Raw genomic sequence first — 25,033 nt, 5'->3', positions numbered from 1 at the left:
CGATAGCGTGATGACATTTTTCTATTAACACGCTATAGTTTGAGCTCTTAAGTAGTTATCTTGCTTAGCCTTAGCGCCTTAAAAATTATTCAAATGTTTTACTTATCACATCTTTAAAATACCTGTACTATAAATGAAAGCTGCCCGCGACTCAGTAGAGTGATATGAACAACCGTTCGTCTCAAACCATTCCTGTACTTATCTGGCGTTCTGTCATACAAGCTGTCGTATTGGCAGTGCTAGCAGGTTTTTTATTGCCTTTTATTTATGGTTTGGTACATCACTATCAAGAAAAAAGCCAGCATATTCAACAGCTAGCATCCTTATTAACGATGAGCGCATCGACTGCTGATGGGGCAGATGTTGTGGCTGAACAAGTTAATATCTTGTTGGAAAGCGAGCCGACTATTCAAAGTATTGTATTTTATGCAACCTCTGAGGCAATCGGAGAGGTAAACCCCTCGCTTGATGACTGGAAAAATGCTCTATTTGCGCATACTGTCAGCTTTAATTATCCAGTGGTTAGTAAAGACATTGATATTGGTAGTGTAGTCTCTAGTAATTCTGACTCTAATCAACAGCTCACAATGGCTCTATCAGATATTATGAGCGAATCATCAGCGCCAGATTCGTCGTCTGGGGTGACTACTGAAAATAGTACATTAATTGGCTATATCAATATTACGATGGATATAGAGTTACTACGTTTACATTGGTTCCAGAATATCCTTTGGTTATGGCTGGCAACAGTAGTAATGATTGTTGCTTTTGCCTTATATATATTTAGAAAGCTTAATTGGCCAGTCAAGGATATTGAAGCATTGACTCATGTTTGTGATATTGTCACAAATAACGCAGATATAGAGCAATTACCAGTTATTCAACAGCAATTCAATTTTCAAGAACTGACCCAAATTAGAAAAGCATTGATCGTGTTGTTTAATCGCCTGCAAGAAGCAAAACAAGGTTATGAGACTCTTGCGGCTTTTGAACAGAAATTGCACAACAAAGATGTGTCACTTGATGTGCAGTTGCACAATTTTCAAAGCATGATTTCTCATGAGTTAAAAACGTCATTGAATGCAATTGTAGGCGGTTTACAACTATTGGATCATGAGACTCTGAATACAGAGCAAAAAGATGCGGTAGAGATTATCAGTAGTGGCAGTGATAAATTGGTATTGTCTTTAGAGCATATTATACAGCTGAACCAAATCCAAAAAGGTCAGGTAAAAATCCATAAAAATGAGTTTAACCCATTACAGTTAATCGCCGACCTGCTAGCCAAGTTTGAAAATACAGCTAATCAAAAGGGCTTGAGGTTAATCAGTAATATTCATCATATAGACTATAGTCTATACGGCGATTCAGAAAAAATATATCAGATACTATCAATACTGCTCAATAATGCCATTAAATTTACGCCTGTCGGAGAAATTACGATTACGTCGCAACTGACACACTTTAATAAGAGTAATCGGTGGCAGATTAGCGTGAAGGATACGGGTATTGGTATCGACAGCGAGCACCTAGACGATATATTTAATCCGTTCTTTCAGGTGGATTCGTCGCAAACCCGCCAGTATGAAGGGTCGGGGATTGGCTTACCGATTGTTAAGCAAATGGCGCAACTCATGGGCGCCACTATTGATGTCGATAGTGTGCTTGGCGTGGGTACACAGTTTACGCTGACCATAGCGATGCCCAATCAACAGCAATCAAAACAGCAGCGCTTATTGTCTGGCCTAACGATTATTTATTATTACTATCATGAGACAGGCTCTTTATTGGATGAACTGGAGTATTTAGGAGCTACAATTATTTGTCGTCAAAGCTCTCAACTTGTCATAGAGGAAATGTGTAAGCAAAAAGTTCACATGGTGATGTTTGCTGAAGATGTTTTTCCAGAAAATGCAGAACTACTGGCTAAGCGGGTACGTCAGTATGAACGTAATGAGGGTAGTAAGAGTGAGCATCGTGCGTTATTGGTATATTGGTATCCGCAGCATCGGGTGCGCTATTTAGACAGTTTTGAGTATGGTTTAAAAGCAGCTGGCGTTGATTACTGTCATATTGCTACTTATAAAGAAAAAGCGTTAAGCGACCTATTAAGACAATGGTTGGTTTAGTCGTATTACTATTTATTAAATCCGTTTTCTCTGGTCGTCAGTCATAGACATTCTACTAAGAATGTCTTTCGTCTCTTCACTACCACCTCATTATCAACGCCCTTTCTAATTAGAGTAAATATAGAAAGAAAAAAGACGCCTACTTTGCGGCGTCTTTTTTAAACGGTTTTTGACCAGTATTACTTTCTAAAAATTTTCTTAGAAAAGATTCTTGACCCAGCGTACGATATGTTCCCAAGTACGGCTCATAAAGCCTGACTGTTCGATATCATTGGTTGCAATGATAGGAACTGAAGCTACCGCTTTACCATCAATGACAGCCATCATTTTACCAACTTCCTGACCTTTCTTAATCGGTGCTTCTAAGCTCTCAGGAACGTCAACCACCGTTGTGATTTTATTTTTCTGTGTTTTGCTGGTTAGAATTTGCAAGTTGTCGCCAGTTGCCAATTCTACTTCGTCAGCTTCTCCAAACCATACTGGAAGCTTGCTGACAAACTGTCCAGTGGGTGCTTTAGTAACGGTTGTAAAGTGCCCGAAGCCCCAATTAAGTAGCTCACGTGATTGATCAGCGCGCGCCTGTTGGCTTTTTGTGCCCATAATGACAGATATTAAGCGCATGCCTTCACGGTTACTAGAGGCGACTAAGCAGTAACCTGCTGCATTGGTATGGCCAGTTTTTAGGCCATCAACGGTTGGGTCAGTAATAAGTAAAGCATTACGGTTACCTTGAGTAATGCCATTGTAGGTAAACTCTTTTTCTGCGTAGATACTATAGTAGTCGCCACTGTTTTTGATAATAGCGCGAGCAAGTTTAGACAAATCTAAAGCGGATGCTAAATGGCCTTCATCAGGCATACCAGTAGCATTGACAAAGTTAGAGTTCTCCATGCCAATTTTTTGCGCTTGTTCGTTCATCAGGATTGCAAATGATTCCTCACTGCCAGCGATATGTTCAGCCATGGCTTTTGATGCATCATTACCTGATTGAATGATAATACCGCGTAGCATGTCGATGACGCTGGCGGTTTTGTTCACAGGCACATACATACAAGATTGGCTGCTACTACCACGGCACCATGCATTTGGACTCATCAATACCTGATCATCCTCTTTCAGATCACCTGACTCCAAGCGCTGCTCAATGATATAACTGGTCATCATCTTAGTTAGAGATGCTGGCGGTAGTGCCTCATTGGCGTTCTTTTGGGCCAAAATTTCGCCAGTGTTATAGTCCATCAACACATAGGCTGTATTATCCATCTCAGGTGGTTGTATGGCCGCGTTTGCCATTACTGCACTCATCGAGATACTTACACCAACTACCAGCTGTATCAGCTGGTTTTTCACACGCTTTACTGTCATATATCATTACACCGCATCATGGAACCAAATGTATTTATCGCTTATGTTTTGTACCTATTTTCATACATTATTTTAAGCAGCATGTCTTAGATGCAGTGTTTAAAATAATGTATTGGCAAAAATAGTGACGCCTACACAATAGACATAAAATTAACGCCTTATCTTAGCAAAATGACTACCGATGGGGAATCGATAAATGCAAAAATAAGGTCAGCTTGAAAAGAAAAACAGAGGCCTATCATATATTCGTCGTAACTATAATCTGATCAGCTTCTATGACAGAAAATTTAACGCTCATAAAAAAGCCTGCTGCACTGCTTGTGATTAACAAGTGAAGTGACAGCAAGCTTTGATACTATAAATACTTAAACAATTAGTTGATGAAGTTTGCCTAGTCAACGTTATAAAAGGTATATAGCGTTTGTTTTGTTATTATTGATATCGTCATTCGCAAACTATAATGCTAGTAACAGAACCAAGCTAACTAAGTGTCTAGTAGTCTGCGTTCGCTAAATCTTGACATAGTGCTTTGTTTTCTTGCTTTGAGAATCCCATCGTCCAACCGCGAATACCTTGAAGTATCTGACGATAGTCCTGTTGTGTAGATAAATATTGTATAGCAGCTTTTGGATCTTCTAAAGTCGGCATCAGTTCATGCAATTGGACAGTATACGACTTATAAAACCGCTGTTTTTGCTTGCCGTTTAGCATTGGTGGGCATATTTCTGATAGCACCTGCATTACTGCAATTTCGTGCTTAGTAATGTTGATACCAGATAGGTCTAGCGGAATGGTCGTACCAGAATCATTTGCAGCATTAGAAGCTTGAGACAGCATAGCAACAGACGTTATCAATCCTGCAATCCCAACTTTTGAGGCAGTGTTTGCTATCACAGAAGCTATAGATAATATCGATTGTTTATTCATTCAGTATTACACTCGCTCGTCTTTATTTAATGGTCATATGTTAATCGGTAAGAAAACAAAAGTCACATAAAATATTGATTTATGTGTAGATATCTTGTGAGCCAAAACCATTTTTTAGCAACATATCAGTAGCATACCTTAATGACGTTACTTCAGTATCATTACATCGGTTTGTATTGTTGTAGGGTGTTGCGTATTGTAACGCGATGCTTAATCGAGTAATTACTGTCTATTTGACGCAGATTTTGTCACGTCATTTTTATCATATAATCATCAGCGTAATACTAAGAATGATACTTTGCTCAAGACAGGGTTCGTGTCTTTATATTATTCAGTTATAATCGCCTATGCCATCAAAATGATTATTTTTTACTAGACTGAAGCGTCATGTTGTTGGAAAATTAAAGTAATATGTTTTTACTTTGAATATGGTTATCGTCATTTGATGGCTGTTTTAATCAGAGACTGTACGACAGCAGAGTTATTCAATAGAAATGTAAGCAATAAAATATCAATCACATATTGAGTAGAAATGAGATTTTTAATTAGTAATGATGACGGTGTATATGCGCCAGGGTTATTGGCACTGTCTCAAGCATTATCAGCTATTGGTGAAGTGGTCGTCGTCGCCCCCAATGATGAACAAAGCGGTTATGCTAGCGCGTTGAGTGTCTCAAGACCACTGCATACGCACCAGCTGCCCTCTAAGTTTGTGGCGGTAAATGGCTCACCAGCCGATTGTATTTATTTAGCATTACATGAGTTATATCGTGATACTGATTTTGACTGTGTAATTACAGGCATTAACTCAGGGGCTAACTTGGGGCAAGATGTGATGTTCTCTGGTACCTTCGGTGCTGCATTGACTGCGCAACTATCTGGTATTCCTGCTATTGCAACGTCTTTGGTAGGTGGGGGCGTCAAAAATGGCGGACAAGAATCAGCCAGTGATTATAAAGTGGCCGCACATGAAATTGTCAAATTGCTTACTGAAACTTCGATTTTAGAGGTTCTCAAAAATTTGCCCTATCATGTATTAAACGTTAATATTCCTGACGTGCAGCATACCGATGATATCAAAGGTCGAAAAATAACCTCATTAGGTCATAAGCAAGTCGCTCAGCCAGTACGTCACATGATAGATCCTCGGGGTCGGGATGCGTATTGGTTGTCTCTACGCAAATGCAAAAGTGCGCGACCATTAGAGACGTCAGTTGATACGATGCAGGTGAATCAGGATATAATGACGGATTATCAAGCCATAGAGGCAGGGTGTGTCAGCTTGTCACCAGTACGTCTACATCATACGCCAACGGTAGCGCTAGATAGATTATCAACACTTGCGCTATAAACACTATAAGATATCATCCACACCAGCTTACTAAACACAACCGTGTTATGAGAATGTCAAAAAACTTTTGAGTGATATCAAGAGCTTTTGAATGATTAAACCATAAAAGAGCAACACAAAGAATAGGAACCTTGTATGAAAAAAATCATAGCTGGAGCGCACCTTGTTAAAGCCGCGTTGATCGGTACTATGGCAGTCGCTACTCTATCTGTAGTCGGTTGTGCAACTAAGCCTACATATCAATCAGCGAACCAGGCAGGTCCTAAGATTATTACTAACGCGCAAGGCGTCCCTAACTATCATCGTGTACAACGCGGCGATACGGTCAGCCAAATTGCAGGGCGCTATCGATTGAACTACCGTCAAATTGGGGCGATGAACAATCTAGATAGTAAATACACGATTTATAGTGGTCAATGGCTTAAACTGTGGCAAGGCAATGCGGCAACTACTGCAAGTAACAATCGCTACAGTGCCCCAGTTCAATCTCAACCAACTTATACGCCACCTGTGACCCAATCTCAAACACCAGCCTATGAAGCCACTGCCAACTCAACCTCTGGTTATGACTATCCTACGCGCAATCCAGTGACGCGTAATATTGACCCTGCTGCAGGTAATATGGGTATGTGGTTTGCAGGTAAAGTTGGTGATCCAGTACTTGCCAGCCAATCGGGAACTGTGCTTTACTCAGGCAATGGTTTACCAGAATATGGCAATCTAATTATGATTCGTCATAGCGATGATTACATCACAGCTTACGCGCACAACAGTCAATTGCTAGTAAAAGAAGGCGATACAGTACAGCGTGGTCAACGTATTGCTAGTATGGGTAGCAGTGGTCAAACCAATGAGGTAGGCTTAGAGTTTCAAGTTCGCTTAAATGGTAATCCTATTGACCCGCGTAGCGTACTTGGGCGTTAGATTTAGATAATAGCTACGGATAGCTTGGCGACTGTGAGCCATTTTATTTATTCATGTTTGAGATTTTTTATGAGATTAAAAAAGCAATACCTCACCTTTGTGCCAGCATTAGTGATGGTTGGGTGTACGAGTCAGCAAGCAATGCAGAGTAAACCTGTTCGTCAAGGCGGCGTTGAGATTACTCAAACTCAAACCGTTCAGGTCAAGCCAACACCTGCACCAGTGGTCAAGCCGCAGCCTGCGCCCAAACCTAGCTATACTAGCTTTTCTGACTGGAAGTCAGACTTTTCTATGCGTGCCGTATCGTCAGGCTATGATACCCAAGTGATCAATCGATTACTTGATTCTGCTTATCTAAATCAGCAAGTGATATCGTTAGACTCGGGCCAGCCTGAGTTTTCTAAGATGCCATGGGAATACGTAGATTCTGCTGTATCAAGTGGACGTGTCAGTGTAGGTAAACGCAAATTTGCCGAGCAGCGTGCTTATTTGTCTCAGCTAGAGTCTCAGTATGGGGTTAATGCAGAGATTATCGCTGCGATATGGGGTATGGAGTCATCGTTTGGTGCTGTGACGGGTAATAGTGATTTGCCAAGTTCGCTTGCTAGCCTTGCTTATGACGGTCGTCGTCAAGCGTTCGCTGAAACGCAGTTACTATCGTTAGCGACCCTGCTACAACGTGGTGACGTATCATGGTCACAGTTGGATGGCTCTTGGGCTGGCGGTATGGGGCAAACACAGTTTATCCCTGAGACTTGGCTCAAACAAGGTGTCGATGGTGATGGCAATGGACATCGTAACCCTTGGGCCACTGGTGATGCACTAGCATCAACGGCCAACTATCTCAGTAACTCAGGTTGGGTTCGTGGCTTAGCGCCATTTTACGAGGCAACCGTACCAGCTTCGTTTGATTACTCAGTAGTTGGTAGCAAACAACCTGCTGCCAGATGGGCTGCGATGGGCGTCGATACGATAGAGGATGTTTACTTAGATGCCAATACTCAAATGGAGCTATGGTTGCCAGCCGGTAAGGACGGTCCAGTATTGCTGTTGAGCCCAAATTTTGATGTAATTAAAGTCTATAACAACTCATCTAGCTATGCACTAGGAGTAAGCTTGCTTGGTAAGTCAATTGATGGACAAAGCGGTCTACGAAAGTCATGGCCTCGTTATGAGCGTCCATTATCGACCACGCAAGTGACTAACTTACAACGTCGTTTGACTAGTATGGGTTATGATACCAAAGGTGCTGATGGTATCGTAGGTACCAATACTCGCATGGCGTTCCAGCGCTGGCAAGCAGATAATGGTCAGACGCCAGATGGATTCATTACTCAAAAAAGTGCGTCTTCATTAGCGTCTTGGTGAGCTAAGATAGCTGCGATGATACAGTGGATAAAGGTGACTATTTTTAATTGTACTTAGTCATTGTTTATTAGCCACTGGTCATTAGGCGTTAGTTTACTTTGTTCTATAAAAAGCACCTTGCCTAGGTGCTTTTTTTGTCTCAATCTATGTTTGATTTTACCGACATCTTTAACTCAATGAATAATGCAATAAATATCAAATACTGAGACCAGTTCAATCTGATTTTATCTAAAACTTATCAGGACAAGGTTAATACAAGAAAGTTGATACTTTGAATGATAGACTCTAGATAATGTGTTCTTTAACGATGACTTTTACTCATAGTTTCCAATGACATTTTACAAAGACCATTTTTAATAACAGTTTCGATTACGAATAATTAGAACGACAGAAAGAGCGTGACCTTATGATTACCATGGAAGAATTACAAGCTGCGATACAGCAACGGATAGATAATTATCATATTACCGACTTTCCGCTACAAAAAAGAGCCGTTTACACTCGAGAGTTGCTAGACAGCCTAAATCATATACTGGCTCAAGATATAGCTTCGCCTTTCGATGTGCCGAGACAAAACCTGTCTGCGATGGATGGCTATGCGATTGCCATAGGTAGTGAGTTATCAGAAAAAAGTACGATAGAAATCGTTGGTGAGTCGCAAGCTGGCAGTGCTTATACTGGTGAAACAGCAGCGGGGCAAGGGGTGCGCATTTTTACTGGTGCAATCGTACCAGATTGCTGTGATACAGTTATTATGCAAGAGAATACGAACTTTGCAGATATCAGAGCGACCGTTGATAAATCTCGACCTTACAACATCACGCTCACACAGGCTGCTAAAGTTGACAACAATATTCGCTCACAAGGTGAGGAAATTGAGTCTGGTGAAGCCGTTTTAAAAATTGGCAAGCGCCTGAATCCTGCAGATATTAGCTTACTTGCGAACCTTGGTGTTAGCCAAGTTAACGTGTTTCAACCGCCCGTCGTCGGTGTGCTGGCAACAGGTGATGAACTTGTAGCTATTGGTAATGAGCTACAAAGCTTCGCCCAAATATATAACTCTAATACCCCAACGCTAAAAAGCCTGCTATCAGATATGCCTATCACTATTCGTGATTATGGCATTATTCCTGATAACTTAGAGCAGACAACTATTGCAATCAATGAGGCCATGCAAGACTGTGATGTGCTGGTCTCTACTGCAGGTGTCTCAGTTGGGGATTATGATTTTTTAACGACTGTAATTGAAACGCTAGGTCAGATTAACCATTATAAAGTGGCAATGAAGCCTGGTAAGCCTTTTGTATTTGGTGAGTTGAACAAAAACCTCGATAAGCCAGTATTGTATTTTGGCTTACCGGGCAATCCGCTCTCTACGGTCGTGGGTACGCTACAGTTTGTGATACCTGCATTATGGCAAATGTCAGGTGCTAGCGTGTCGGAGCAGCCGATGTCACTAACTATCAAAGCCAAACTCATCAGTGATATCAGAAAATCTCCTGGTCGCAAAGACTTTCAGCGCGGTGTATTGTCACGAGACGAGAAAGGTCATTATCAAGTTGAGTGCTTCTCAAGGCAGCAGTCACATAGAATCAAGCAGCTGAGCCGCGCTAATTGCTTTATTGTGTTGGACAAAGACAGTGGGAACGTAGCAGCTGGTCATGATGTCGTTGTACAACCGTTTCCTTGGCTACATCGCTAATTCATCGTTTGCCAATTTATTGTAAGGTGGTTGTACAAAGTGAAAGAGCCATTCTATAACCTTACACTGGTATGCTAAACACGAATAACAAAGTAGTGCTTATAGTAAGCAGTACTGATGGCAGTAACATATGATTGATGACAACATAGATGACAAACATAAAATAGATAGCTCGCAACTGTATTCACCGAGCTTGACACCTGCATTATCTGATAGCTATATAGAGCCTTTCTCAGTCGTGCCTACTGAGCAGATGAGTGAATACCACCAGCCGTTGACTGATGGGTTTTCACGCCGGTTGACTTATTTGCGCTTGTCGATTACTGACTTCTGTAATTTTCGCTGCGAATATTGCTTACCAAATGGCTATCAAGGTAAGCGCCCTGATGATGAGCTGAGTATCTCTGAAATTGCGACCTTGGTGCGTGGCTTTGCCCAAGTAGGGACTAAGAAAGTTAGAATCACGGGTGGTGAGCCTTCTATTCGTCGTGATGTTGTCGAAATTATCAAAACGATTAAGCAAACGGACGGTATTGAGACGGTTGCGATGACCAGTAACGGCTATAAATTAGGTAAACATATAGCCAACTGGCAAGCTGCTGGACTCGATCAGCTTAATATCAGTATGGACAGCTTCGATGCCGCTACTTTTCACAAGATGACAGGCTTTGATACCTTGCCGCAAATATTGGCTGACATGGATACATTGCTAGAAACAACTGATATCAAGCTGAAAATAAATAGTGTCCTAATGGCAGAGACTGCCTTTGAGAACTTAATCACGGCGATCGACTATGTCAAAGACAGACAAGTGACCTATCGTTTTATTGAATTTATGCAGACCAGTGATAATAGCGATTTGTTTTTTGCTCAGCATGCTCAATCTGATATTATCACTGATTATTTGTTAGAAAATGGCTGGCAGCCGCACGAGCGCGGTAGTGCCGATGGTCCAGCAGTAGAGTACAGCCATCCTGAGTACGTCGGTCGTATCGGTATGATTGCGCCATATGCGGCGCACTTCTGTGATACTTGTAATCGCCTGCGGGTAAGTAGCCAGGGCAAGGTGCATTTGTGTCTATTTGATCAAGGCAACTATGATATCCGTCCATACTTACAGCAAGGCGATATCCAAGGACTGGTGAACACTTTGCATAGCTTTATGCCAATTAAGCCTGAGCACCATCATCTGCATGATTCTAATAGTGGCATCATGCACAATCTGTCGATCATCGGCGGCTAAGATGTTTTGAGCCTGCAATCATTTTTTAACATAGCTTTTTTGATACAACGAATCTTGAATACCATTATAAAATAACACCTATAAAGGATTATTTATGAGTAAGCCTGCTGCACAATTTACACCACTTAATATCGCTGTATTGACCGTTTCTGATAGCCGGACGCTGGCAGAGGATACGTCAGGCCAGTACTTAGTAGATAGCTTGACCGAAGCAGGGCATCACTTGGCAGATCGTCAATTAATCACCGACGATATTTACCAGATTCGCGCAGTCATTAGTGGTTGGATTGCTAGTCCAGACGTTCATGCGGTTATTACAACTGGCGGCACAGGGTTCTTTATTAGAGATAGCATGCCAGAAGCTGTGAGTGTACTGTTTGATAAATCAATTGATGGTTTTGGTGAAATGTTCCGTCTAATCTCAAAAGATGAGATCGGTATGTCTACCGTACAATCACGAGCAGTTGCTGGCATGGCCAATGGTACGGGTATATTCTGTCTACCAGGTTCTTCTGGTGCGTGCCGTACCGGTTGGGAAAATATCTTAAAAGATCAGTTTGATAGTCGTACTCGTCCGTGTAACTTTGTGCCGCATTTTTTGGCACAAAATCCCAATCATACTTAAGCCACGATTGAGCTATGAGTGACATGCAATTGAGTTTGATGGTAAAGGTATAATGACACAGCGCTCAAATACTTTGGATAATTTGGCCAGTTTAGCCGGTGTGGTTATCTTGGCAGGCGGGGCATCGAGACGTATGGGAACGGCTAAGGCAATGCTGACGCTACCGTCAGGTGAGCAGCTGCTAGACTATCATGTTCGTCATGCGAGCAAGTTAAATACTCCAATCTTGATTGCAGATAATAGGCGTGGTTTTCAAGTTGGTTCAGATATAAATCTAGAGAACCCCAATTCGCCTGTTATACATATTAGTGATTACGGCTCTGATTCTGATAAGCAGATCGATACTGGCGGCGCATTGGTCGCTATCGAATCAGCCTTACAAACATTGATCGGTTTGAATGATTCAGGTGCATCAAAAAACGTACAAGCATCGTGGTTACTGGTTATCAGCTGCGATAGCTTAATACCAGCAACTGACTTATGGCAGAAACTACAATGTAAAATGAGCCTTGCCGCTGATGAGAAAGTAATTTGCCTAAAAGACGACAGTCATTTGTATCCATTGTTAGGGCTGTATCAGTTAAACATCGAGCCTGATTTAAAGGTCTATATAGATAGCGGACAGCGTAAGGTGATGCAGTTTATTGAGCCGACTGTGCAACCTGTACCATTTAGCAAAGCGTGGCAAAATCTAACCAACTTCAATACGCCTGAAGATTTTAAGCAGGCATGTGCCGCTCTACAAAAATAAAAAAATATCATATAAGAAAGGTTATATAAATGAGTGACAGCGTTCAGATAAATCAGCAATCTACTTTATCTCACTTGGACAGTGATGGTGATATTGCCATGGTCGATGTCAGTGGTAAGACAGCAACGACGCGAGAAGCTAATGCTACTGGTCAGATACGCTTTCCCAGTGAGATTTATGCGCAGATTAAAGCAGCTGATGGTATGACCAAAAAAGGTAGCATTACACAAACAGCTCATATTGCTGGTATCATGGCGGCCAAACGCACTCATGATCTGATACCGCTTTGTCATCCACTACCGCTAGACAAGATAGGTTTGAGCTTTGAGTACAACGACGCGCTCAGCAGCATCACGGTCAGTGCGATGGTCAAGGTTACGCATAAGACAGGGGTTGAGATGGAGGCGCTAACAGCGGTTAGCGTTGCTTGCTTGACTATCTATGATATGACCAAAGCGCTATCGCATGACATCGTTATAGATGATATTCATCTGATGAAAAAGACAGGTGGCAAGTCAGATTACAGTCATGCTTAAAGTGACAAAGTTGTAGAGTGCGTCATCAATCAATTAATTAATCAATAAAGATATGCTAAATGCCAAGCAAGGAAGCTTGTATAAGATGGAGAGGGTTATGAGTGCTATCGATATGACCGCTGATATCGAATCAACGATGAATATCAACGTCATGTATTTTGCTAGTTTGGCTGATGAGGCAAATTGTCAGCAAGAGACAGTAAGCGTACAGCAGGATACGTCACTAACTGAATTATACGAACAGCTTAGTCAAAAGCATCGCTTTAGCCGTCCACAGTCAGAGCTACGCGTTGCAGTAAATGACTATTTTGCTAAATGGACTGACCAGATAAATGATGGTGATAGCGTGGTGTTTATTACCCCAGTCGCTGGTGGTTAAATGAGACTGATTAATAAGCTATAAAGCCAGAACCAATATAAGTAGAGCAAGCAGAGAAAATACATGACCGATAATGTCCACGATCACTCAATGACCATCAAACGGAGTACTGACGAAGCTTACCTTATCGCCGAGCGTGATGGTTTTGCGCTACTAGATATTGCTATAGATGAGGATAGGCTTAAAGGCACGTTAGATAATGACAGCTGCGGTGCGTTTGTTTGCTTTGAAGGGCGAGTGCGCAACCATAATAATGCCACCAGCGTTGATCGCCTTACCTATTATGGTTATGAAGATTTGGCAATCAATCAGGGCCGTGCCATTATAGAAGAGGCCAAAAAGCGTTTTGAAATTACGCATGCTATTGCGATACATCGAATTGGTGCGCTAGAAATTGGCGATGTGGCTGTGTGGGTTGGAGTAGTGTCAGCGCACCGTTATCCAGCATTTGATGCTTGTCGCTGGATATTAGATACCATCAAAGCGGATATTCCTGTATGGAAGCAAGAATACTACGAAGACGATTCGTCTAAATGGCTCAGTAATAATGGTTAAGTCATTAGCTACGGTCTGTGTATCTGCTGGTCTGCTATTGTTACTAAATGCTTGTACGCAAGACAAAGACGCTAATACGCCGCTTGCTGATGATATCACTGAGCAACCTCACACATTGCGTATCGCTGCGGCTGCTAACTTATCTGATGTACTACCTCATATTATTGATAGCTATCAGACTGATAACAGCTCATCTGCCCAAAATATTTCAGAGATTGAAGTTAGTTATGCTTCTTCTGGTAAGTTATATGCGCAAATCAAAGCAGGGGCACCTTATGATATATTCTTGTCTGCCAATCAAGATTTCCCTGCTAAATTGGCTGATGAGAATTCCGCTAGTGTTACTAGTGAAGAGCGTAAACTAACCAAGCTTTTTACGTATACCAGAGGTCAACTAGGGCTCTATAGTGTCACCAAACCTTTAAAAGGTTTTACGCCAACATCGCTGGGTGATATGTTTACCAGTGCTGACTTTACTCAGGACAGTAAAGTAGCTATCGCTAACCCTGATCTTGCTCCTTATGGTGCCTCTGCAAAAGCCTATCTGCAATCACAAAATATGTATGATAAGTTGAATGCTCAAAAAAAATTGATACAGTCAGAGAATATCGGTCAAGCATTTCAATATGCGCATACGGGTAGTGTGGACTATGGTTTTGTAGCGCAGTCTCAGCTTGTTGCGATTAAAGTCAAGCCTGAGCAATTTATTACTTTGCTGCCAGCGTCTTACCCAGCTATCTTACAAGATGGGATAATCGTTAATAACACTGACCAAGCAGCAGACTTCACCGACTACCTGCGCTCAAAAGCAGGGCAGCAGCACTTCTTACAAGCAGGCTATCTGGCCGTCCAGTAATACGTTAGACTAACCCCTCTCATCATAGAACGAGCAGTGACATTATATGATTGACCAGTCTCTTATGTCAGATATGCTCAGTCCATTTTGGGTGAGCATCAAGCTCGCTTTTGTGACTACTTTATGTCTATTGCTATTTGTGACACCTATCGCTTATTGGTTGGCTAAGCCGAGTCGTATAAAGGCAATAGGACGTCTCAAGATACTGCTCATGGGCATCATTGCGATGCCTCTGGTGCTACCACCTACCGTGATTGGTTTTTATCTATTGTTACTGCTCAGTCCTAGCATGGGCATCGGTAAATGGCTAAACGAGCATAATATTAGCCCGTTGATTTTTACCTTTGAGGGCTTGGTCATTGGTTGTATTATTTACTCATTACCGTTCTATATACAGCCTGTTTATGCACAGTTTTTACGTATTCCGAAAAGTGTCACGGAGGTCGCTCATCTTTTAGAACCAAGCCGTATGCGACGGTTTATGAAAGTGGCCTTACCGCAAGCGCGCGTGGGTATTATTTTGGGGAGTTTGGTGAGCTTTGCTCATACGATTGGAGAGTTTGGGGTTGTACTGATGATAGGGGGCAGTATCTCAGGCGAAACCAAGGTGGTATCGGTTGCTATCTATGAGCAAGTAGAAGCGCTCAACTATGAGGTAGCGCACATGATGTCTGGTATTTTAATTATTATAGGTATAGTGATGGTGGCGTTAATCGCTAGTGTGAGTCGAATAAGTCAACGTCCATAGTATAGAAAAATTCGCATATAAGTTAAGTATTAGCTAGCACAGCTATATAGGTGAGACTTAAACAAAATCCATAGACACAAAAAAACCTCAAACAATCTAATGCTTGAGGCGAAACTTGCTTAAACCCAAAGGTTTAAATTCGTTTTAAATATGGCGCAGCGGACGGGACTCGAACCCGCGACCCCCGGCGTGACAGGCCGGTATTCTAACCAACTGAACTACCGCTGCTTAGGTCTCTTAGCTTGTTTAGCCACTTGCTAAGAAGTGGTGGGTGATGACGGATTCGAACCGCCGACATTCTGCGTGTAAGGCAGACGCTCTACCAACTGAGCTAATCACCCTTCGAACAATTGCTAGGCAATTTATTCAACATCAACCAAGCTCTTTAGTTTGTCACTAAGCTCCGTTGCTGTGGGTGTGTATTATATAGATTTACAGTTGGGTGTCAAATATTATTTTCATATTTTTAGAAAATAATTATAAACTGCCCTTGTGAGCTATACGAAATGGCACGCAAAGCCTTGTATTATATAGCATTGCCAAAACTCTAATTATTATCATTATTTGTTGTTTGGTGCTGAAAAACTACTATACTATGGATGCTTTATTCGTTGAGCACATATTGTCTGCTAAATATGGTTGATGGAGGCCAGTATAAATACTTTTACTATTCAAGATACTTTTACCAGCTGGACTTTGGGAGATTTGGCGGGTCTAGGCTTGGTGCTGAATATTGTACTTATGATAGTAATGACGCTGCGAGTGGTTTCTGTGCAGCGCAATATTGGCGTGTCTATTGCTTGGGTCGCTGTACTTTATACGTTACCAGTATTTGGTTTTATTGCTTACATCCTGCTCGGTGAGCCGATGATTGGGCGGCGCTATCGTGACCGCGTGGATCAAGCAAGTATTCTGATGAATGATATGGCACAGCGTGAAAACCTGATTTTTGACAAAGGGCAAGACTTACTACCAGCCAACTACCGTGGTGTTAGCCAGATAGGAACACGCTGGACAGGGCTTGGGGTATTTCCTGACCACCAAATGCAGTTGCTCACGGATCCTGCTTCTATTTTTCAGCGTTTGATTGAAGACATTCATGCTGCCCAGCATATTGTCCTCATGGAATTTTATATTGTCTATCCAAAAGGCCAGGTATTAGAAGTCATAGAAGCGCTATCCGTAGCGGCGCAGCGCGGCGTAGAATGTCATATATTGGCCGATAGTGTAGGCAGCTTTAGCTTTATTAATAGTAGCGTGCATCGTAAATTAGAAAAAGCAGGTGTCTATGTCCATCAGTCATTGCCAGTAGGGTTGTTCAAGACATTATTTAAACGTTCTGATTTGCGCAATCATCGAAAAATGGTGGTTATCGATGAACATATCGGCTATATCGGTAGTTTTAACTTGGTCGATCCAAGGTTTTTTAAGCAAAACAAAAACGTTGGTCAATGGATTGATGTGGCACTAAGAACGACCGGTCAGCATTCTATGAGTATCAACACAGCGATGGCTAAGGTCATTGTTACCGATATCGGTGCTGAAAATAATGACAATCTTGCTGAGCTGCATCAGCGAGTTAATAATTACACCCGTAAGTTATATGTGATGAATCCAACCATCAATGATCTGAATAGTCGAGTGAAAGTATTGGAGGATACGACGGATCCTCACGAACAGCCAGATATTGGTGCCACTTCGATTGTCGTACCAAAAATGCCTGTCGTAGACAAGGTGTTGGCACAACTTATCCCTTCAGCACCGCAGCTGACGGCTCATGTGATTTACAATACGCTAGTTACCGTAATTCATCGTGCTAATAAGCGCATCCGTATTACCACACCTTACTTTGTACCAGATGAATCACTATCGGGTGCGCTGGCGATAGCGGCTAAGCGTGGCGTTGATGTAACGATTATTGTGCCTGAAAAGGTTGACTCATTTTTGGTGCAGCACGCCTCGCAGGCTTATTATCAAGAATTATTGGATGCTGGAGTAACGATTGCATTATTTAGGGGCGGTCTGCTACACGCAAAAACAGTGGTGATTGATGATGATTACTGTTTATTTGGCACTGTCAATATTGATATGCGCAGCTTTTATTTAAATATGGAAGTCAGTTTGGCGATTTATACGCCAGAAATGGTCGCCCAAGTAGCGGACTGTCAGGAAGTCTATTTAGAAAACTGCCGAATCCTGGATAGTGATGAATGGCAACAGCGTCACGGATCAAAACGCTTGTTTGATAATGTTGTGCGCTTGTTTAGTCCTTTATTGTAGCACTCTGATTTTTAAGGTAAGGTAATCTATTATTATCGATATATTGTCGTATCAATATATCACTTTTATAGCTTATAGTTTTTAATTTGTCTATTTGCAAAGAGGTCACGCCCGTCTATGTCTGCATCATCTTTAACGCCACTGGACTATACTGCAGAAGGCTACTGGCAAGATTTTTTAGCTGGGCGTCCTATTGCAGGTGGTATCGCCTACGAGACTGAGCTGTGTGCCTGTATGCTAGACGAGTCACTTGAGAGTTTACAGCGTATCGACACGCTATTGTCTCAAGTGCGCCGAGAAATGATCAAGAGCGGTATATGGAATGAGGCGATGCTGTTGGTCGATGAGCGCTATCGTAATTTTATGGTGTTTTTGGCGTTTTATGCAGGTCGTGTATTGGCGCAGCAGTGGCAAAGCAAACCACATTGGTATGGACAGTTTGAGTTACGGAAACGTTACCCTGAGCTGTCATTGATCACCGATGATTTTTATCAGCATATGGCAGTTGGTTATAAGAATGACAACGTGGGTACAGAGCGCTTGTTTTTTGCCTTAGAGCCAATAGGGCTGCGTCTGTTTGGTCATATTGATCGACAGTTTGACGCAGTACAGGGCGGGCAAGTAGATAGTGGGCTGTATCAAGCAGTTAGCCTTAGACTACCAAATATTGTAAGCAGTAATGTTAATTCAACGTCCGAATTAACAGCTGGTAAAGCAACAACGCATAAAGTAACCACTCATCAAGTGACTGAGAGCATCGCTCCAAGCACGGATACAGATTCAGGTGCGCATGTCGGTACTAGCCAATTAAATACTCCCCTTAGAAAATCAGAGGAAGTAGGGGTAGAGGCTGAGCGTAAACAAGCCGATGCAGTTTTAACTGATAGTAAGAGTGGCTTAGCCACATCTGTTACGGTAACTGAGTTGCAGGCACGCGTAGTACCTTCTGAGTCAGCAAGTCTAATAAAGCCTGAACTGACTAAAGTAGCGCAACAACCAACTAACCCTACGTCACCTGTAAAGAATACATCGACGCCAGAGATGTTTGCGCAGCTGCTCATAGAGTTAGACGAGATAGCGGTACCACAACCAACTGGTGATATGCAGTATCAGCAAGCGCGTAAAGTACTGGATCAGTTCGAGCGGCATATTGCCAAACAAAACAAACCCCGTCGCCAAGTTATATTTTCAGATAATCACATCGCAGCCAAAAAGAAAGCTATGCTAATACTACAAGCTACTGCTAAAGATGGTAATACAGCGGCTATGTTACGTTTAGCCATGTATGAGCTGTTAGGCGAAGGTTTGACAGCGGACAGTGATAATTCTAAAAAATCTGGCGTAGAATGGGTCAATCAAGCCGCCAGCAAAAACGACAGCCGTGCTCAACGCCTACTCAGTAAAATGTACTACCAAGGAGTAGGGGTATCCCAAGATATAGATAGCGGTAAATACTGGTTAGAGCAAGCAGCGGATAATGGTCATGCAGAAGCGGCCAATCTGGTCAAGCAATGGCAGCAAGCAGAAATGCTGCTGACCACACAGAAGCAAGAGCAGCATAGCACCAAGCGTTATCAGCTGTTAATTGGCGCAATCATCGCAGTCGCTCTATTGATAATAGTTATTATCTAACAATCATTATCTAATAACTATTTACTCAGTAACTTTTTAAAAGCTTATTGTTGCCGCTTAAATTCAGGTAGAATTAGCGCGCTTTACATTTCCCCTTTTATTGTTTGATTCATAACTAATCTGGGCTGTTCCATGCCATCATCTAATACCACTTCTGACAACGCTTCAAATCTAATTGATCCTGTATCACAGCCTAGTCGTGCGGTACATAAGACACCTCTATATTATCAGTCTCTTATTGGATTGTTAAAGCCACTATATCGTCTGCAAGTGTGGCGTCGATCTCATAAAAATGACAATTATCAGCAGGAAGTCGATCAGCGTTTTGGCAAGCAGTATCCATCGCGTCCAGTGGTAAATGCTAATATCGACAAAGGGGTAATTTGGTGCCATGCTGTCTCATTAGGTGAGACCAATACGGTTGCGCCTTTACTAGATATGTTATTGGCCAATGGCTATCAAATATGGTTGACCAATACGACTCAGACAGGTTTTGCCCGTGGCGCCAGTCGTTTTGCAGAAAAGATAGCTCAGGGTCAGATGAGTCATAGCTATGTGCCAGTTGACAGCTCTGCTGTTATTGAGACTTTTTTGACCCATGTTTGGCCTATCGCTGCACTGTTTGTAGAAACAGAGCTGTGGGCAAATATCTTGACCAAGTTATCCGAGCATCGTATTCCAAGTATTCTGGTCAACGGTCGATTATCTGCCTCTTCTTTTCAGAGTTATCAAAAGATTGGCGCAGTCAGCGACAGTATGATGAAAAACCTCTCTTTGATTATTACGCAAGACGGCGATTCTGCCAAACGCTTTCGGCAATTAGGGGCGAGTAGCGCTCAAATTCGTGTGGCAGGCTCATTAAAATGGGTGATCAATGCGTCTAAACTCGATGATAATGTGGTAGAAAATAACAGTATTCATAATAAGAAAGCTGATCTACGAGCAGAGTTTGGTATAGCAGACCGTCCTGTGTGGGTAGCTGCGAGTACTCATGATGGCGAAGAGGCAGCAGCGTTGTTATTACAGCAGCAACTACTGTCTCAGTCTGCATTAGCAGATACGTTGCTCATTATCGTTCCTAGGCATCCTGAGCGTTTTGACGCAGTAGCAGATCTCATTCAAAAAACTGGGCTAAACATGGCTCGTCGCAGTGATGGTGACGCGATTGATGCAGACACGCAAGTCTATCTAGCAGATAGTATGGGTGAGATGATGACTTGGTATACATTGGCAAATGTAGCATTGGTGGGTGGTTCGCTGGTAGATATTGGTGGACATAACCCAGTGGAGCCTGCAAGTGTGGCTACGCCTGTACTGATGGGGCGTTATACTCAATCATGCCAAAGCGTGGTAGATAAATTGGCTAGTGTAGGCGCTTTATATCAGCCAAGTAATGACTCTTATTGTCCGATTGAGTCAGATAGTTCAAATAAAACAGATCCACAGATGGCAAGTGATAACCAGTTAAAGGCAAACAATAAACCCTCTCATAAGAAGACCGCTTATAACCATGAAGACGCTGCAAGTATCTATGTACAGCTGGAGAATTGGCTAAGCAATTTGACATTGGCTACACAGGCAGGGCAAGCAGGCGAGCAAATAACCGTGCAGCAGCAAGCGGTACTGACACGTCAATTTACGATGATTGAAGACGTTATCGAACTGTCTTCTAACCAAGATAGCTTATGAACTGTATATTATTGCCCGCTGAGAATTTCTCATCAGATACAGCAAAAATCGATACCTTATCTCAAGTCAGCCATGTGACCAAAGTGCTGGGCGCAAACATCGGTGATACGCTTAAAATTGGACAAATTGGTGCCAATCTTGGTACGGCTGTCATTGAAAATATTACCTCTGATAGTATTCGGTTAAATAACGTTCAGCTTAATACTGCGCCGCCAGCAAAATTGGATCTAACTGTCATTCTGGCGTTGCCGCGTCCTAAGGTGCTAAGGCGATTGATCATGGATATGACAGCGCTGGGTGTGCGCGATATCATTCTTATCAATAGTTACCGTACCCAAAAAAGCTACTGGCAAAGTCCAATGCTTGAGCGGATTGACGAGTTTGTATTAGAAGGCCTGCAACAAAGCATCGATACCATCGTTCCTAGTATTACACTACAAAAACGCTTTAAGCCATTTGTTGAAGATATATTTGCAAACTTAAGGAGCAATCGTGCAATTATCGCACATCCTTACAGTCAGCAGTCTTTTTCCGAGTTTTTACAACAGCAATCATCACAAAAGCTGCCGAATATAGTCTGCATAGGCGCTGAAGGTGGCTGGATCGATTATGAAGTAGAACTCCTGTCAACACAGGGCTGCACGCCTGTACACATCGGCTCTCGTATCCTGCGTACGGAAGCGGCGGTCAATGCAATTTTAGGGCAGTGGTTGCTTAAGTAAAGAAAATCGCTAGCACTAAACTATTGAGAATGTTGGTAAAAATAGCACTTAAGAAGTATTGCTAGAGGCTCATCGCTGGTACATTTGTCAGTTAAACAAATGTATTGATAATTAATCTCACTTCCATTAGTATGTTGCTTTGATATATTATGGCCTGACTACTGCTAACGCTTAGCAAGCCAGAGTTGTAATCACCATTATTTTGTCTCACCATCCGCCTTATTTTTTTTATAGCATTACTATGGGGAAAACCATGTCATTGAACGCTATCAGCGCTAATCTAACCTCTACGAAGCTTATCTTACCTGCAGCCGTATTTGGCATGATGTTGGGTCTGGCAGGTTGTAGTAATTCTTCAACCACAGAAGAGAGCGGAGAAGTAGAGTCAACAGAAGCAGGTGCTGAGCAGCAAACAGTAACTGACGAAGCTACGACTGCTGATGGTCAGACGGTTACTATCTACTCATCACGCAATGAGCAACTTATTAAGCCATTACTAGATCGCTATACTGAGCAAACAGGTGTCAAAGTTGAGCTAGTCACAGACAGCACTGGTCCGCTCATGGCACGTTTAAAAGCGGAAGGCCAAAATACTCCTGCTGATATGTTGTTAACCGTCGATGCTGGTAACTTATGGCAGGCTGCAGAGCAAGGTTTGCTACAGCCAGTATCCTCTACTGTGTTGGAAGCCAATGTCCCTGCAAAATACCGTGATCCACAAGGTCAATGGACAGGTCTATCACTACGTGCCCGTACTATCTTTTATGATCCAAGCAAAGTTAGTGCTGATCAGTTATCTACTTATGCAGATTTAGCCGATCCAAAATGGAAAGGCAAATTATGCCTACGCACGTCTAAAAAAGTTTATAACCAATCGCTTGTGGCCAGTATGATGGAGCACTTGGGTCAAGAAAAAACGGAAGAAATCGTTCGTGGTTGGGTAGATAACCTAGCCACTGATGTGTTCAGTGATGATACCAGTATGCTGGAAGCTATCGCTGCTGGTCAGTGCGAAGTAGGTGTGGCGAATAGTTATTACTACGGCCGTATATTAGATGAGAAACCAGATTTCCCTGTCAATATATTCTGGGCAAACCAAGACACGACTGGTACGCACGTAAATATCTCAGGTGCTGGTGTAGTGGCAAGTTCAGACAATCCAGATGGTACGCTTAAATTGATAGAGTGGTTGTCATCTGATGAGGCACAAGGTCTTTATGCCAGCTCAGACAAAGAATTCCCAGTAAAAGAAGGCATTGATGAGTCAGATATGCTCAGATCATGGGGTCCATTTAATAAAGATGATATCAGTGTGCAAAAGTTTGGCGAGCTACAAACTCAAGCGATTCAATTAATGGACAAAGCAGGTTATAAATAAGGGATCGCTAATAATAGTTTTGCCAACCTCAGAATCATAACTTTGAAGCAATAGTTTTTAAAGATTAATCATTTTAGATAAATTATCCAGATAATGACGATTTTGAGTTTGGTACAGGCTTACAAGGTCTCTATATATATGACACGGTAATGATAATATGATCACAACGCCAGACGCGTCTGTTAGTCAAAACGATACTGTCGATAATGGTATTAATGACAAGCAGACTGTCAGCCAAGACCGCGCCCTTCGTAAACGTATTATCTCGAAATCAGTCTTAGGGCTGATTTCGTTGTTTATGCTAGTACCGATTTTAATCGTGCTGCTGTCGTGGACTCAGCCAGTGGCAGAGATTTGGACACACATGGCAGATTATGTACTGCCACAAGTGCTCAAAAACACGGCAATCTTGTTGCTTATGGTGACTGTTGTTTCAGGAACTATTGGTACTGCTCTGGCTTGGGTTACTAGCATGTACCGTTTCCCTGGCCAGCGTTTCTTTTCGTGGGCATTGATGTTGCCACTTGCTATTCCTGCTTACGTATTGGCATTTGTCACTATCGGCATTATTGACTTTAGTGGACCGCTACAGACCGCTTTGCGCGATTCCGGTATTAGCACTGCCATACCTTCGATAAGAAACGTATGGGGTGCAGGCTTAATATTGTCGCTAGCGTTTTACCCTTATGTGTATCTGCTAGCACGTCAGGCATTTTTGTCACAAGGCAGGCGAGCGATAGAAGCGGGGCAGATGCTTGGTTTGAGTCGTAGTCGTGTGTTCTTTCGATTGGCATTACCGCAAGCACTACCTTGGATCATTGGCGGCTTGTTGTTAGCCAGTATGGAAACATTAGCAGATTTCGGGGCAGTATCGGTATTTAATGTCGATACTTTTACTACCGCTATCTATAAAGCTTGGTTTGGTTTTTTTAGTTTGACCACAGCAGCTCAGCTAGCAGCTTTACTCATCGGTGTGATATTTATCGTGGTATTGTTTGAGCAGTATTGGCAAGCTAAGCGTAGCAGCTCGCTTACCCAAGGTAGCAGCCAACGCTTTGACGCTAGCAAACCTGCCAGACTTGCCATGACACTACTGTGTACGATCATTTTTTTGATGGCTTTCTTAATCCCTTTCTTGCAGCTTATCTATTGGACGGCACTGAATTTCCGCCAAGATTTTGATGCGCGTTACATTGATTTTGTCACCAATAGCCTCATGATTGCGAGTATGACCACGCTATTTATTGCTTTTTTGGCTATTATTATTGCGTGGATCAAACGGCAATATCCTGATAAATCGACTAAGCTAATGACCACTTTGGGCAATTTGGGCTATGTCGTGCCGGGGACAGTGTTGGCGGTAGGGATATTTATACCCATTGCGTGGCTTGATAATCAAATGATTGCGTTTGGTATTACATCACAGCAAGTACTGTCTGGCAGTGTCATTGTCATGCTACTGGCGCTATCGACACGTTTTATGACAGTGAGTTTTCAGCCGGTTGATAGACAGTTGCAGCGATTGACAGTCAATCAAGAAGCCGCTGCAAAATTACTGAGCGACAGTCCTTATCAGCGCTGGCGTCATGTGATGCTGCCTGTACTTAGCCCTGGTGTATTGACTGCATTATTGATGGGCTTTGTCGAAGTAATGAAAGAGATGCCTATTACTTTGATGACACGGCGTCAAGGCTGGGACACGCTGGCAGTACGAGTGTTCGAAATGACAAGCGAAGGTATGTGGGGACGAGCTGCATTACCGAGTTTGCTAATTGTGCTGGTTGGGTTACTCCCTGTTTGGATATTATTGCGTCAAAGTGATAAACACAGCTAATAGCAACAAAGCTAGTAGCAATAATTGGGCATAAGTTTT

21 protein-coding genes and 2 tRNA genes are annotated in these 25,033 nt (G+C 42.5%); 19 read left to right on the top strand and 4 right to left on the bottom strand.

Annotated features, from left to right (window positions below):
- Positions 1 to 164: 164 nt before the first annotated feature.
- A complete protein-coding gene (locus tag ACT3QN_RS02355) occupies positions 165 to 2,129 on the top strand; it encodes a sensor histidine kinase (RefSeq protein WP_444522375.1) in 1,965 nt (654 codons plus the stop codon).
- A gap of 198 nt (positions 2,130 to 2,327) precedes the next feature.
- Here the strand turns inward: ACT3QN_RS02355 and ACT3QN_RS02350 are convergent, their stop codons facing one another.
- Together ACT3QN_RS02350 and ACT3QN_RS02345 are read right to left on the bottom strand one after the other, a co-directional pair.
- Positions 2,328 to 3,494, bottom strand: a complete 1,167-nt coding sequence (locus tag ACT3QN_RS02350; protein WP_444522374.1) for a D-alanyl-D-alanine carboxypeptidase family protein — start codon at positions 3,492 to 3,494, stop codon at positions 2,328 to 2,330.
- A 492-nt stretch (positions 3,495 to 3,986) separates the two neighbouring features.
- On the bottom strand, positions 3,987 to 4,421 hold the full coding sequence (locus ACT3QN_RS02345) for an MCR_0457 family protein (RefSeq protein WP_444519392.1): 435 nt from the start codon (positions 4,419 to 4,421) through the stop codon (positions 3,987 to 3,989).
- Positions 4,422 to 4,953: 532 nt separating this feature from the next.
- On the opposite strand from ACT3QN_RS02345, the gene surE reads away from it, so the two are divergent.
- The 12 genes from surE (at position 4,954) to modB (ending at position 15,459) form a co-directional block, all read left to right on the top strand.
- A complete protein-coding gene (gene surE, locus ACT3QN_RS02340; RefSeq protein WP_444522373.1) occupies positions 4,954 to 5,772 on the top strand; it encodes a 5'/3'-nucleotidase SurE in 819 nt (272 codons plus the stop codon).
- Positions 5,773 to 5,907: 135 nt separating this feature from the next.
- Complete coding sequence (locus ACT3QN_RS02335; RefSeq protein ID WP_444519394.1) at positions 5,908 to 6,696, top strand: peptidoglycan DD-metalloendopeptidase family protein; 789 nt, start codon at positions 5,908 to 5,910, stop codon at positions 6,694 to 6,696.
- Between the two features lie 69 nt (positions 6,697 to 6,765).
- Positions 6,766 to 8,064, top strand: a complete 1,299-nt coding sequence (locus tag ACT3QN_RS02330) for a lytic murein transglycosylase (protein ID WP_444522372.1) — start codon at positions 6,766 to 6,768, stop codon at positions 8,062 to 8,064.
- Between the two features lie 406 nt (positions 8,065 to 8,470).
- A complete protein-coding gene (locus ACT3QN_RS02325; protein ID WP_444522371.1) occupies positions 8,471 to 9,766 on the top strand; it encodes a molybdopterin molybdotransferase MoeA in 1,296 nt (431 codons plus the stop codon).
- A gap of 130 nt (positions 9,767 to 9,896) precedes the next feature.
- Positions 9,897 to 11,009: a GTP 3',8-cyclase MoaA gene (gene moaA / locus ACT3QN_RS02320; RefSeq protein WP_444522370.1), complete on the top strand. Its 1,113-nt coding sequence runs from the start codon at positions 9,897 to 9,899 to the stop codon at positions 11,007 to 11,009.
- Positions 11,010 to 11,103: 94 nt separating this feature from the next.
- Positions 11,104 to 11,634, top strand: a complete 531-nt coding sequence (moaB, locus tag ACT3QN_RS02315; RefSeq protein ID WP_444522369.1) for a molybdenum cofactor biosynthesis protein B — start codon at positions 11,104 to 11,106, stop codon at positions 11,632 to 11,634.
- 52 nt (positions 11,635 to 11,686) lie between these two features.
- Positions 11,687 to 12,385, top strand: coding sequence for a molybdenum cofactor guanylyltransferase (gene mobA, locus ACT3QN_RS02310; RefSeq protein WP_444522368.1), 699 nt, complete (start codon positions 11,687 to 11,689; stop codon positions 12,383 to 12,385).
- 29 nt (positions 12,386 to 12,414) lie between these two features.
- Positions 12,415 to 12,921, top strand: coding sequence for a cyclic pyranopterin monophosphate synthase MoaC (gene moaC, locus ACT3QN_RS02305; protein ID WP_444522367.1), 507 nt, complete (start codon positions 12,415 to 12,417; stop codon positions 12,919 to 12,921).
- A 97-nt stretch (positions 12,922 to 13,018) separates the two neighbouring features.
- Complete coding sequence (locus ACT3QN_RS02300) at positions 13,019 to 13,300, top strand: MoaD/ThiS family protein (RefSeq protein WP_444522366.1); 282 nt, start codon at positions 13,019 to 13,021, stop codon at positions 13,298 to 13,300.
- A 63-nt stretch (positions 13,301 to 13,363) separates the two neighbouring features.
- The gene (locus ACT3QN_RS02295; RefSeq protein ID WP_444522365.1) at positions 13,364 to 13,855 is read left to right on the top strand and encodes a molybdenum cofactor biosynthesis protein MoaE; all 492 of its coding nucleotides are present in this window, start codon (positions 13,364 to 13,366) and stop codon (positions 13,853 to 13,855) included.
- The gene (modA, locus tag ACT3QN_RS02290) at positions 13,848 to 14,711 is read left to right on the top strand and encodes a molybdate ABC transporter substrate-binding protein (protein ID WP_444522364.1); all 864 of its coding nucleotides are present in this window, start codon (positions 13,848 to 13,850) and stop codon (positions 14,709 to 14,711) included. The genes ACT3QN_RS02295 and modA overlap by 8 nt, the downstream gene beginning before the upstream one ends.
- 46 nt (positions 14,712 to 14,757) lie before the next feature.
- A complete protein-coding gene (modB, locus tag ACT3QN_RS02285; protein WP_444522363.1) occupies positions 14,758 to 15,459 on the top strand; it encodes a molybdate ABC transporter permease subunit in 702 nt (233 codons plus the stop codon).
- 151 nt (positions 15,460 to 15,610) lie between these two features.
- On the opposite strand, the gene ACT3QN_RS02280 is transcribed toward modB, so the two are convergent.
- Both ACT3QN_RS02280 and ACT3QN_RS02275 read right to left on the bottom strand, forming a co-directional pair.
- Positions 15,611 to 15,687: transfer RNA gene (locus tag ACT3QN_RS02280), tRNA-Asp, on the bottom strand.
- A 37-nt stretch (positions 15,688 to 15,724) separates the two neighbouring features.
- Positions 15,725 to 15,800 (bottom strand) — tRNA-Val (locus ACT3QN_RS02275).
- A gap of 301 nt (positions 15,801 to 16,101) precedes the next feature.
- On the opposite strand from ACT3QN_RS02275, the gene ACT3QN_RS02270 reads away from it, so the two are divergent.
- The 6 genes from ACT3QN_RS02270 to ACT3QN_RS02245 all read left to right on the top strand — a co-directional run bounded on the left by ACT3QN_RS02270 (position 16,102) and on the right by ACT3QN_RS02245 (position 24,994).
- The gene (locus tag ACT3QN_RS02270) at positions 16,102 to 17,739 is read left to right on the top strand and encodes a cardiolipin synthase (protein ID WP_444519419.1); all 1,638 of its coding nucleotides are present in this window, start codon (positions 16,102 to 16,104) and stop codon (positions 17,737 to 17,739) included.
- A gap of 117 nt (positions 17,740 to 17,856) precedes the next feature.
- Positions 17,857 to 19,371: a tetratricopeptide repeat protein gene (locus ACT3QN_RS02265; RefSeq protein WP_444522362.1), complete on the top strand. Its 1,515-nt coding sequence runs from the start codon at positions 17,857 to 17,859 to the stop codon at positions 19,369 to 19,371.
- A gap of 132 nt (positions 19,372 to 19,503) precedes the next feature.
- Positions 19,504 to 21,060 (top strand): 3-deoxy-D-manno-octulosonic acid transferase, encoded by a 1,557-nt coding sequence (locus ACT3QN_RS02260; protein WP_444522361.1) that lies wholly within the window; start codon positions 19,504 to 19,506, stop codon positions 21,058 to 21,060.
- A complete protein-coding gene (locus tag ACT3QN_RS02255) occupies positions 21,057 to 21,782 on the top strand; it encodes a 16S rRNA (uracil(1498)-N(3))-methyltransferase (protein WP_444522360.1) in 726 nt (241 codons plus the stop codon). The genes ACT3QN_RS02260 and ACT3QN_RS02255 overlap by 4 nt, the downstream gene beginning before the upstream one ends.
- Positions 21,783 to 22,035: 253 nt before the next feature.
- Positions 22,036 to 23,160 (top strand): extracellular solute-binding protein, encoded by a 1,125-nt coding sequence (locus ACT3QN_RS02250; RefSeq protein ID WP_444522359.1) that lies wholly within the window; start codon positions 22,036 to 22,038, stop codon positions 23,158 to 23,160.
- A gap of 157 nt (positions 23,161 to 23,317) precedes the next feature.
- Positions 23,318 to 24,994, top strand: coding sequence for an ABC transporter permease (locus ACT3QN_RS02245; RefSeq protein ID WP_444522358.1), 1,677 nt, complete (start codon positions 23,318 to 23,320; stop codon positions 24,992 to 24,994).
- Positions 24,995 to 25,033: the final 39 nt, after the last annotated feature.

It is taken from the genome of Psychrobacter sp. AOP7-C1-14, assembly GCF_052376135.1.
Lineage (GTDB): Bacteria > Pseudomonadota > Gammaproteobacteria > Pseudomonadales > Moraxellaceae > Psychrobacter.
Note: the sequence above shows the minus strand (reverse complement) of the source record. Positions and strands in the feature narration are given on the sequence as shown.

Coding starts and splice junctions, on each gene's coding strand:
- mobA (WP_444522368.1), top strand. CDS start 11,687: ATGACACAGCGCTCAAATACTTTGGATAATTTGGCCAGTTTAGCCGGT.
- moaC (WP_444522367.1), top strand. CDS start 12,415: ATGAGTGACAGCGTTCAGATAAATCAGCAATCTACTTTATCTCACTTG.
- moaB (WP_444522369.1), top strand. CDS start 11,104: ATGAGTAAGCCTGCTGCACAATTTACACCACTTAATATCGCTGTATTG.
- ACT3QN_RS02255 (WP_444522360.1), top strand. CDS start 21,057: ATGAACTGTATATTATTGCCCGCTGAGAATTTCTCATCAGATACAGCA.
- ACT3QN_RS02335 (WP_444519394.1), top strand. CDS start 5,908: ATGAAAAAAATCATAGCTGGAGCGCACCTTGTTAAAGCCGCGTTGATC.
- ACT3QN_RS02355 (WP_444522375.1), top strand. CDS start 165: ATGAACAACCGTTCGTCTCAAACCATTCCTGTACTTATCTGGCGTTCT.
- surE (WP_444522373.1), top strand. CDS start 4,954: ATGAGATTTTTAATTAGTAATGATGACGGTGTATATGCGCCAGGGTTA.
- ACT3QN_RS02325 (WP_444522371.1), top strand. CDS start 8,471: ATGATTACCATGGAAGAATTACAAGCTGCGATACAGCAACGGATAGAT.
- modA (WP_444522364.1), top strand. CDS start 13,848: ATGGTTAAGTCATTAGCTACGGTCTGTGTATCTGCTGGTCTGCTATTG.
- ACT3QN_RS02250 (WP_444522359.1), top strand. CDS start 22,036: ATGTCATTGAACGCTATCAGCGCTAATCTAACCTCTACGAAGCTTATC.
- ACT3QN_RS02300 (WP_444522366.1), top strand. CDS start 13,019: ATGAGTGCTATCGATATGACCGCTGATATCGAATCAACGATGAATATC.
- ACT3QN_RS02345 (WP_444519392.1), bottom strand. CDS start 4,421: ATGAATAAACAATCGATATTATCTATAGCTTCTGTGATAGCAAACACT.
- ACT3QN_RS02270 (WP_444519419.1), top strand. CDS start 16,102: ATGGAGGCCAGTATAAATACTTTTACTATTCAAGATACTTTTACCAGC.
- ACT3QN_RS02260 (WP_444522361.1), top strand. CDS start 19,504: ATGCCATCATCTAATACCACTTCTGACAACGCTTCAAATCTAATTGAT.
- moaA (WP_444522370.1), top strand. CDS start 9,897: ATGATTGATGACAACATAGATGACAAACATAAAATAGATAGCTCGCAA.
- ACT3QN_RS02330 (WP_444522372.1), top strand. CDS start 6,766: ATGAGATTAAAAAAGCAATACCTCACCTTTGTGCCAGCATTAGTGATG.
- ACT3QN_RS02245 (WP_444522358.1), top strand. CDS start 23,318: ATGATCACAACGCCAGACGCGTCTGTTAGTCAAAACGATACTGTCGAT.
- ACT3QN_RS02265 (WP_444522362.1), top strand. CDS start 17,857: ATGTCTGCATCATCTTTAACGCCACTGGACTATACTGCAGAAGGCTAC.
- ACT3QN_RS02350 (WP_444522374.1), bottom strand. CDS start 3,494: ATGACAGTAAAGCGTGTGAAAAACCAGCTGATACAGCTGGTAGTTGGT.
- modB (WP_444522363.1), top strand. CDS start 14,758: ATGATTGACCAGTCTCTTATGTCAGATATGCTCAGTCCATTTTGGGTG.
- ACT3QN_RS02295 (WP_444522365.1), top strand. CDS start 13,364: ATGACCGATAATGTCCACGATCACTCAATGACCATCAAACGGAGTACT.